The organism is Streptomyces sp. NPDC096311, from assembly GCF_044763085.1.
Lineage (GTDB): Bacteria > Actinomycetota > Actinomycetes > Streptomycetales > Streptomycetaceae > Streptomyces.
This window is the reverse complement of record NZ_JBIWFN010000026.1, coordinates 168,730-177,456: the sequence shown is the minus strand read 5'-3', so window position 1 is coordinate 177,456 and position 8,727 is coordinate 168,730. Positions and strand designations below refer to the sequence as shown.

The window sequence follows — 8,727 nt, the reverse complement described above, 5'->3', positions numbered from 1 at the left end:
AAACGCCCGGTTACATTCCGAACCCGGAAGCTAAGCCTCACAGCGCCGATGGTACTGCAGGGGGGACCCTGTGGGAGAGTAGGACGCCGCCGAACAATCTTTGGAGGACCTCTGGTCCCAGCGACTCGCTGGGACCAGAGGTCCTTTTTTGTTTTTCCGAAGCGCGCCGGGTACCCGGCTGCGCGAGAATGACTTGCGGTACCGATGACAGGAGTCACCATGTCCACCAACTCTCCCGACGAGCGACCGGAGCGCGATCAGCGCCGCCGGGACAGTGGTGACCGCGGCGGTTACCGCGGAGGTCCGCGCCGCGACAACGACCGGCGTGACGACCGTCCCAGCAGTGGCCCGCGCCGCGACGACGACCGCGGTGGGTTCCGTCGGGACGACAACCGCGGTGACCGCGGCGGCTTCCGTCGCGATGACAACCGTCGGGACGACAGCCGTCGTGATGACAACCGTGGCGGTGGCGGCTTCCGTGGCCGTGACGACCGGCGTGAGGGCGACCGGGGCGGTCGCCCGCCGTTCCGCCGTGACGATCGACCCACCAGCGGTCCGCGTCGCGACGACCGTGACCGTGGGGTCCGTAGGGACGGGGACCGTCCGGCGTTCCGCCGTGACGACCGTCCCAGCAGTGGCCCGCGCCGCGACGACCGCCCCAGCAGCGCTCCCCGTCGTGACGACGACCGCGGTGGCTTCCGTCGGGACGACAACCGCGGCGGCGGTGGCGGCGGCTTCCGGCGCGACGACCGCAGTGACTTCCGCCGTGATGACCGTCGGGACGACAGGCGTGACGATCGCCGGGGCGACGACCGCGGTGGGTTCCGTCGCGACGATCGCCGTGATGACCGTCGTGACAGCGGCGATCGCGGTGGCTTCCGCCGTGACGACCGTGGTGACTTCCGCCGTGACGACCGGCGGGGCGACGACCGTGGCGGGTTCCGTCGCGAAGGGGACCGTCCGGCGTTCCGCCGTGACGACCGTCCCAGCAGTGGCCCGCGCCGCGACGACCGCCCCAGCAGCGCTCCCCGTCGTGACGACGACCGCGGTGGCTTCCGTCGCGATGACCGTCGTGACAGCGGCGATCGCGGTGGCTTCCGCCGTGATGACCGTGGTGACTTCCGTCGTGACGACCGTCGTGACGACCGTCGTGACAGCGGTGACCGCGGCGGGTTCAGTCGGGACGACAACCGCGGGGGCGGTGGCGGCGGCTTCCGGCGCGACGACCGCAGTGACTTCCGCCGTGACGACCGCCGTGACGACCGGCGTGAGGGCGACCGTCCGGCCTTCCGTCGCGACGACAGGCGTGACGACCGGCGCGATGACCGTCGTGACGACAGCCGTGGCGGCGGCGGTTTCCGCGCCCGCGACGACCGGGGTCGCGACGACCGCGGGCGTGGTGGCCCCCGTCGTGACGACCGGGGTGGCCGCCCCGGTGGCACCGGTGGCTTCCGGGGCCGTGACGACCGTCGGGGCGACGACCGGCGCGGTGGCGGCTTCCGTGGCCGCGACGAGCGCGACCGGGACCGCGAGCCGATCAAGCGGCTGCCGATCCCCGATGACGTCACGGGCGAGGAGATCGACGCGGACGTACGGCAGGAGCTCCAGAGCCTGCCGAAGGGGCTTGCGGAGGACGTCTCCAGGAACCTGGTGATGGTCGCCCGCCTCATCGACGAGGACCCCGAGGGCGCGTACGCGTACTCGAGGATCGCCCTGCGGCTGGCGTCGCGTGTGGCCGCCGTACGCGAGGCGGCCGGGTTCGCCGCGTACGCCAACCAGAAGTACAGCGAGGCGCTCGCGGAGTTCAGGGCGGCACGCCGTATGACCGGGAACGTGGACCTGTGGCCCGTCATGGCGGACTGCGAGCGCGGTCTGAGCCGGCCCGAGAAGGCGCTGGACATGGCGGGTGCGCCCGAGGTGCACAAGCTGGACAAGGCCGGTCAGGTCGAGATGCGGCTCGTGGCGGCCGGCGCCCGGCGCGACATGGGGCAGCTCGACGCCGCCATCGTGACGCTCCAGAGCCCGGAGCTCGCCTCGAACTCCGTACAGCCCTGGACGGCCCGGCTGCGTTACGCCTACGCCGACGCGCTGCTGGCCGCCGGCCGTGAGGACGAGGCGCGCGAGTGGTTCGCGAAGGCCGTCGAGTCCGACAAGGACGGCAGCACGGACGCCTCCGACCGGCTCGCCGAGCTGGATGGTGTCGAGTTCGTCGACGCGCTCGTCGAGGACGAGGACGAGGATGAGGACGAGGCCGAGACCGCGACGGACGCGGCCGCCGACACCGAGGTCGAGTCCGAGGACGATGAGGACGACGATGAGGACGACGATGAGGACGACATCGTCGAGGCCGACGACGATGACGATGCTCCGCGGGGCTGACGTACAGCGGTTGTCGTAGGACACGGGCGGCGGGATTCCGGAAGGGATCCCGCCGCCCGTCGCGTTTCAGCCCCTGGTTTCGCCTGGGGTGCCTCGCCTGGGTGCCTCAGAGGGGCAGCGCCCGCAGTACCAGCCCCGACGCCGGCTTGGGGCCGAACGACGTCGACTTGCGGGGCATCGTGACGCCCTGGCGGGCGAGGTCGCGTACGACCTCCTCGCGGACCGGGTGCATCAGGACGGCCGTGCCGCCGTCGCGCTCCGCCTTGTCCACCGTGGCGGCCGTGTCGTGGATGTACGCGATGTGGGCGGGCGAGTCCTCGGGGATGCCCCAGACGTGGGCCAGGAGTGTGGCGTGCAGGACGGTCGCGTCCAGGGTGCGCCAGGCTTCGGGGCGGTCCGGCGGGACCGTACGGGCGAGGAGGTCCGGGGAGGGGCGGTCGACCAGGTGGAACGAGCCGTCGCCCGCGAGGAGGAAGGCGTTGCCCTCGGTGGCCGCCGCGGCGAGGGCCTCCAGGGCCTCGGGGAGTGCAACGTCGAGGTGACGTACGCGGAACGAGTCCGTGAGGGCGGTCAGCGCCTCCGCGACCGGCAGATTGTGCAGCAGGCGGTGGATCGCGCGGACCCGGAGCGGGTAGCGCGCGGTGTCCACCAGGAGCACGAGGCCGTAGTCCCAGGGGCTCGGTGAGGGATGCTCGGCGCGTAGCCGCAGGTACGTCGCCCAGCGGTGGTGGCCGTCCGCGATGAGAGCCTGGTGCCGGCCGAGATCCGTCTGGATCTCGGCCAGGTCGGCCGGGTCGGTGATCGCCCACAGACGGTGGCTGAAGCCGTCTTCCGTGGTTGTCGAGAGCAGCGGGTCGCCCTCCGCGGCGCGCTCGATGACGGCGGCCGTGCCCACCCGGGAGCCGTTGCCGCGGTAGGTCAGCAGCAGCGGTTCGAGGTTGGCCGAGGTGGCACGCATCAGGGCCGCGCGGTCCGCGATGATGTGCGGCATGACGTCCTCGTGCGGGAGGACGACGCCGGCGGACGGCTCCGACAGGCGCAGGGCGCCGATGATGCCGCGTTGCAGCATGCCGTCGTCGTGCTGCTCGTAGACGTAGAGGCCCGGCTCGGGGTCGGCGGTCAGGACGCCTTCGGACACCCAGTCGTGCAGGGTGTCCGCCGCCTGGCGGTTGCGGGCCGTCGGGGTCGTGTCCTGGGGGAGGATCAGCCTGACGATGTTGTGCGGGTCGGCGGACTCGAGGTGGAGCAGACCGTCCGGCCGGACGATGACGTCGTACGGCGGAGATGTCACGGCGGCGAGGCTGCCGACCCGGTCGGGGTCGTAGCGCAGGCCCCGGAACGGGGTCAGTTCGAGGCCGCTGCGCGCCGGGGTTTCCTCCGCGGGACCTGCATAGTTCATTGAGGCATCGTAAGTGTGCAGACGCTGTGCGGGATGATCGGGGGAAAGAGATCGAACGAGGAGCGATGCGTAATGAGCCAGACCGCCAGGACCCGGCCGGAGGCCAGTGAACAGGCCCTGAGTGACGCCTACGACACGGCTCTGCTCGACCTCGACGGCGTGGTGTACGCGGGAGGCAACGCGATCGCGTACGCCGTGGCGTCACTGGGCACGGCCCGTTCTGGAGGGATGCACCTCGCATATGTCACGAACAACGCGCTGCGTACGCCCGATGCGGTGGCGGAGCATCTGAGTGAGCTCGGCATACCGACGGACGCCGATGACGTCATCACCTCGGCGCAGGCCGTGGCGCGGCTGATCAGCGAGCAGGTGCCCGCCGGTGCGCGCGTGCTGGTGATCGGCGGCGAGGGACTGCGGGTCGCGCTGCGCGAGCGCGGGCTGGAGCCGGTCGAGTCGGCGGACGACGACCCGGCGGCGGTCGTCCAGGGGTTCGGCGGTCCCGACCTGGCCTGGGGGCGCTTCGCGGAGGCGTCCTACGCCGTCGCGCGCGGGGTGCCGTGGTTCGCGTCCAACACCGACCTGACGATCCCGAGCGCACGGGGGATCGCGCCGGGGAACGGGGCCGCGGTGGAGGTCGTACGCATCGCCACGGGCGCCGAGCCGCAGGTGGCGGGCAAGCCGTTGCCGCCGATGCACCGCGAGACGATCCTGCGGACCGGGGCCAAGCGGCCGCTGGTGGTCGGCGACCGGCTGGACACGGACATCGAGGGCGCGTTCAACGGCGAGGTGGACTCGCTGCTCGTGCTCACCGGGGTGACGGACGGCGCGCAGCTCCTCGCAGCCCCGCCGCAGTACCGGCCGACGTATGTGGACGCGGATCTGCGCGGGCTGCTCACCGGGCAGCCGGAGGTCGTGGCGGACGGCGACGGGTTCCGCTGCGGCGGCTGGACGGCGCAGGCCGGGAACGAGCGTCTGGAACTCGTCGGCGACGGCGAGGCGCTCGACGGGCTGCGGGCGCTGTGCGCGGCGGCGTGGACGGCCGCGGGCGAGGGGACGTGCGAGCTGGACGGGGGCAAGGCGCTGGCGCGGCTGGGGCTCTGAAGGCCCCGGGGGCTCGTCGGTGGTGGGGCGTAGTCACCCGGGATCGAAGCGTGAGCGAGGGTAGGCTAACCTAACTGCGTGTTGGTCGACAGTCCCCTCGAACAGCGCGCGGAGACCGCCTCCGCGCCCCCAAGCCGTCAGGCGATACGCGCCGTTGGGCTCCTCGCGTCCCTGGCCCTCCTAGTGCTCGTCGCGTTGGCGAGTATCGCGATCGGTGCGAAAGCGCTGCCGCTGGACCAGGTCTGGCACGGCCTGTTCCACGGCACGGGGACGTACTCCGACGTCGTGGTGGACGACCGGATCTCGCGTACCGTCCTCGGGCTGCTCGTCGGCGCGGCGCTCGGACTGTCGGGTGCCGTCCTGCAGGCGCTCACCCGCAATCCACTGGCCGACCCCGGACTGCTCGGCATCAACGCGGGCGCGTCCGCGGCGGTCGTCACCGCCATCACCTACTTCGGTGTCACGAGCCTGAGCGGCTATGTGTGGTTCGCCTTCTTCGGCGCGGCCGCGGTCGGGGCGCTGGTCTGGTTCCTGGGCGGCAGCCGCGGCGCCACCCCGGTGCGGCTCGCGCTCGCCGGCACGGCGATCAGCGCCGCGCTCTACGGCTATCTGCAGGCCGTGATGATCACGGACGACGCGGCGCTCGGCAAGATGCGCTTCTGGACGGTGGGTTCGCTGGCCTCGGCCACCGACTCGACGATCAGGCAGGTGCTGCCCTTCCTGGTGGTCGGCACGGTCGTCGCGCTGGCGCTCGCCCGGCCCCTGAACGCCATGGCCATGGGCGACGACACCGCCCGCGCCCTCGGTGCCAACCTGAACCGCACCCGGGCGCTGTCCATGGCCGCCGCCACCGTGCTGTGCGGCGCCGCGACCGCCGCCTGCGGGCCGATCGTCTTCGTCGGGCTGATGGTCCCGCACGTGGTCCGCTCCTTCACCGGGCCCGACCTGCGCTGGATCCTGCCGTACGCGACCGTGCTGTCGCCCGTGCTGCTGCTCGGCGCCGACGTCGTGGGGCGGATGGTCGCGCGGCCCGCGGAGCTGCAGGTCGGCATCGTCACCGCGGTCCTCGGCGGGCCGGTCTTCATCTATCTCGTACGACGGCGGAGGACGGCCCAGCTGTGACGACCACACGTACCCGAGCCGTGCGGACGCGCGGCGGCCTCTCCGTCCGGCTCGACGTCCGGGCGTTCACCGTCGTCGTACTGCTGGTGGTGGCCGCGCTCGCCGCGAGCGTGGTGCTGATCGGCACCGGCGACTTCCCGATCCCGGCCGTCGACGTCCTCAAGACGCTCGTCGGCAACGGGAACGCGGGCCAGGAGTTCATCGTCAACGACCTGCGGCTGCCGCGGGTGCTCGTCGGCCTGCTGGTCGGGGCCTCGCTCGGGCTCGGCGGGGCGCTGTTCCAGTCCATCTCCCGCAATCCGCTGGGCAGCCCGGACGTCCTCGGTCTCGGCCAGGGATCGACGGCCGGGGCGCTCATCATGATCGTACTGTTCTCGGGCAGCGCGAACCAGGTCGCGCTGGGAGCGCTCGTCGGCGGCCTGGTGACCGGGCTCGCCATCTATCTGCTCGCCTGGAAACGGGGCATGCACGGATACCGGCTGGTCCTGGTCGGTATCGGAGTCTCCGCGATCGTCACGGCGGTCAACGGCTATCTGCTGACCAAGGCGGACATCGTCGACGCGGCCCGTGCGGTCGTCTGGATGACCGGCTCCCTCAACGGCCGTGACTGGGCCCAGGTCTGGCCGCTGCTCGTCCTGTGCGCCGTCCTCGTCCCGCTCGTCCTCGGCAACGCGCGCGGGCTGCGCATGATGGAGATGGGCGACGACGTGTCGTACGCCCTCGGAGTGCGCGTCGAGCGCGTACGACTGCTGCTGATGCTGGCCGCCGTGCTGCTCACCGCCGGTGCCACCGCCGCCGCGGGCCCGGTCGGCTTCGTGGCGCTCACCGCGCCGCAGCTCGCCCGTCGGCTGACCCGCTCGCCCGGGCCGAACCTGGTGCCGTCGATGTGCATGGGCGCGACCCTGCTGATCGTCGCGGACTGGGCCTCGCAGCGGGCCTTCGGCGCCGATCAGCTGCCCGTCGGCGTCGTGACGGGGGTCCTGGGCGGGATCTATCTGCTGTGGCTGCTGGTCACCGAGCGCAAGGCGGGCCGGATATGAGCGCCGCGGCGAACAGGAACACCCAGGCGCATCAGAACACCCAGGCCACCCAGGCGCATGAGAACACCCAGGCCACCCAGGCGTACAAGAACACCCAGGCGAAAAAGAACACTCGAAGGAGCACTGTGAACCGCCTGTCCGCCGACAACGTCACCCTCGGCTACGACCAGCGCGTCATCGCGGAGAAGCTGTCGGTGGAGATCCCCGACCACTCCTTCACCGTGATCGTCGGCCCGAACGCCTGCGGCAAGTCCACGCTGCTGCGCGCCCTGTCGCGGATGCTCAGGCCCTCCGAAGGACGGGTGCTGCTCGACGGGCAGGTCATCCAGTCGATGCCCGCGAAGAAGGTGGCCAGGACGCTCGGGCTGCTGCCGCAGTCGTCGATCGCGCCGGACGGGATCACGGTCGGTGACCTGGTCGGCCGGGGCCGCTATCCGCACCAGGGCCTGCTGCGCCAGTGGTCGACGGAGGACGAGCGGGTCGTACAGGAGTCGATGGCCTCGACCGGCGTCGCCGAACTGGCCGATCGCTATGTCGACGAACTGTCCGGCGGCCAGCGCCAGCGCGTGTGGATCGCGATGGCCCTCGCCCAGCAGACCCCGCTGCTGCTGCTCGACGAGCCGACGACCTACCTCGACATCCAGCACCAGATCGACGTGCTCGATCTGTGCGCCGAACTCCACGAGGAGCAGGGGCGCACCCTGGTCGCCGTCCTGCACGACCTCAATCACGCGGCCCGGTACGCCACCCACCTCATCGCCCTGCGCGAGGGCCGGGTCATCGCCGAGGGCGCGCCGAACGAAATCGTCACGGCCGACCTGGTCGAGGAGGTCTTCGGGCTGCGCTGCCAGGTCATCGACGACCCGGAGACCGGGACGCCGCTGGTGGTGCCCGCGGCACGCAAGGCCCGCGTGAAGGCGGCCGCCGGAGCCGCTACAGAAGCTTCCTGAGGCGGAACAGGTCGAGCAGGGCCGCCTCCAGCCGCACCCGGCCCGAGCCCCAGGCCTTCGCGAAGTTCAGCTGCCCGCCGACCATGGCGACCAGATCGTCGCCTGACATGGCGAGTCTGATCTGGGCCTTCTCGACGGGTGGGCCCTGGAGGGTGTCGAGCACCTCGATCCGGCCGTCCTTGAGGCGACCGACGAAGGTGATGTCGAGGTCGGTGATACGGCAGCTGAGCGAGCGGTCCAGGGCCGCCGCCTCGCGTACGTTCCCGTCCGCGCCCGCCATGTTGTCCGAGAGCTTGTCGAGTGCGCTGCGGCACTCCTCAATCGTGGCCATCGCGGTCGACGGTACCGCAGGGCTTCGGGGTAGCGTCGGGGCATGAACGAGTCAGTGCCGGAGGTCGGGACTCCGCAGGGCCCGATGCCGGAGCCGGAGGTTCCGGTCGAGGTCGAACCCGAACTCGAGTACGACCCCGCCGCCCCGGCCCCGCTGGACGTGGACCGCACCCTCACCGGGAACGCCGAGGTCGACGCCCAGCTCGACCGGCTGGGCGACGCCGACCACCTCGCCACGGACGGACATGTCGAGGTGTACGAGGATGTACACCGGGGGCTGCGCGACGCGCTGACCGCGCTCGACACCCGCCCGGGACCTTCGGCTCCCACCCGTCACCCGACCACCGCCCCCCAATGAGACCCTTCGGGTCACCCCTATCCATGGCCGTACGACCGCAGGAGCTGA

Annotated in this window: 8 protein-coding genes, 1 rRNA gene and 1 pseudogene; 8 read left to right on the top strand and 2 right to left on the bottom strand. The window is 71.7% G+C overall.

Annotated features, from left to right (window positions below):
• The 3 genes and pseudogenes from rrf to ACIRA5_RS45475 all read left to right on the top strand — a co-directional run.
• A 5S ribosomal RNA gene (gene rrf / locus ACIRA5_RS45485) occupies nt 1–95 on the top strand; the annotation flags it as partial.
• A gap of 145 nt (nt 96–240) precedes the next feature.
• Nucleotides 241–1,398: pseudogene (locus ACIRA5_RS45480) on the top strand (hypothetical protein); the annotation flags it as partial.
• Between the two features lie 147 nt (nt 1,399–1,545).
• Complete coding sequence (locus tag ACIRA5_RS45475; RefSeq protein WP_403702060.1) at nt 1,546–2,379, top strand: tetratricopeptide repeat protein; 834 nt, start codon at nt 1,546–1,548, stop codon at nt 2,377–2,379.
• A gap of 106 nt (nt 2,380–2,485) precedes the next feature.
• Here ACIRA5_RS45475 and ACIRA5_RS45470 read toward each other — a convergent pair whose 3' ends face one another.
• Nucleotides 2,486–3,778, bottom strand: coding sequence for a DUF1015 domain-containing protein (locus ACIRA5_RS45470; RefSeq protein WP_403702034.1), 1,293 nt, complete (start codon nt 3,776–3,778; stop codon nt 2,486–2,488).
• Nucleotides 3,779–3,850: 72 nt separating this feature from the next.
• Between ACIRA5_RS45470 and ACIRA5_RS45465 the strand changes: the two genes are divergently transcribed.
• The 4 genes from ACIRA5_RS45465 (at nt 3,851) to ACIRA5_RS45450 (ending at nt 7,991) form a co-directional block, all read left to right on the top strand.
• The gene (locus ACIRA5_RS45465) at nt 3,851–4,879 is read left to right on the top strand and encodes an HAD hydrolase-like protein (RefSeq protein WP_403702031.1); all 1,029 of its coding nucleotides are present in this window, start codon (nt 3,851–3,853) and stop codon (nt 4,877–4,879) included.
• Between the two features lie 78 nt (nt 4,880–4,957).
• Entirely contained in the window at nt 4,958–6,001 is a 1,044-nt protein-coding gene (locus ACIRA5_RS45460; RefSeq protein WP_403702028.1) for a FecCD family ABC transporter permease, read from the top strand.
• On the top strand, nt 5,998–7,041 hold the full coding sequence (locus ACIRA5_RS45455) for a FecCD family ABC transporter permease (protein ID WP_403702025.1): 1,044 nt from the start codon (nt 5,998–6,000) through the stop codon (nt 7,039–7,041). The genes ACIRA5_RS45460 and ACIRA5_RS45455 overlap by 4 nt, the downstream gene beginning before the upstream one ends.
• Entirely contained in the window at nt 7,038–7,991 is a 954-nt protein-coding gene (locus ACIRA5_RS45450; protein WP_403702022.1) for an ABC transporter ATP-binding protein, read from the top strand. The genes ACIRA5_RS45455 and ACIRA5_RS45450 overlap by 4 nt, the downstream gene beginning before the upstream one ends.
• Here the strand turns inward: ACIRA5_RS45450 and ACIRA5_RS45445 are convergent.
• A complete protein-coding gene (locus ACIRA5_RS45445; RefSeq protein WP_352051346.1) occupies nt 7,975–8,322 on the bottom strand; it encodes an SCP2 sterol-binding domain-containing protein in 348 nt (115 codons plus the stop codon). The two genes, ACIRA5_RS45450 and ACIRA5_RS45445, sit on opposite strands and share 17 nt — an antisense overlap.
• Before the next feature lie 42 nt (nt 8,323–8,364).
• Between ACIRA5_RS45445 and ACIRA5_RS45440 the strand changes: the two genes are divergently transcribed.
• The gene (locus ACIRA5_RS45440; RefSeq protein ID WP_403702019.1) at nt 8,365–8,679 is read left to right on the top strand and encodes a hypothetical protein; all 315 of its coding nucleotides are present in this window, start codon (nt 8,365–8,367) and stop codon (nt 8,677–8,679) included.
• Nucleotides 8,680–8,727: the final 48 nt, after the last annotated feature.

Bases quoted from the DNA above. Each gene is read 5' to 3' on its own strand.
- ACIRA5_RS45445 (WP_352051346.1), bottom strand. From the start codon at position 8,322: ATGGCCACGATTGAGGAGTGCCGCAGCGCACTCGACAAGCTCTCGGAC.
- ACIRA5_RS45440 (WP_403702019.1), top strand. From the start codon at position 8,365: ATGAACGAGTCAGTGCCGGAGGTCGGGACTCCGCAGGGCCCGATGCCG.
- ACIRA5_RS45450 (WP_403702022.1), top strand. From the start codon at position 7,038: ATGAGCGCCGCGGCGAACAGGAACACCCAGGCGCATCAGAACACCCAG.
- ACIRA5_RS45470 (WP_403702034.1), bottom strand. From the start codon at position 3,778: ATGAACTATGCAGGTCCCGCGGAGGAAACCCCGGCGCGCAGCGGCCTC.
- ACIRA5_RS45465 (WP_403702031.1), top strand. From the start codon at position 3,851: ATGAGCCAGACCGCCAGGACCCGGCCGGAGGCCAGTGAACAGGCCCTG.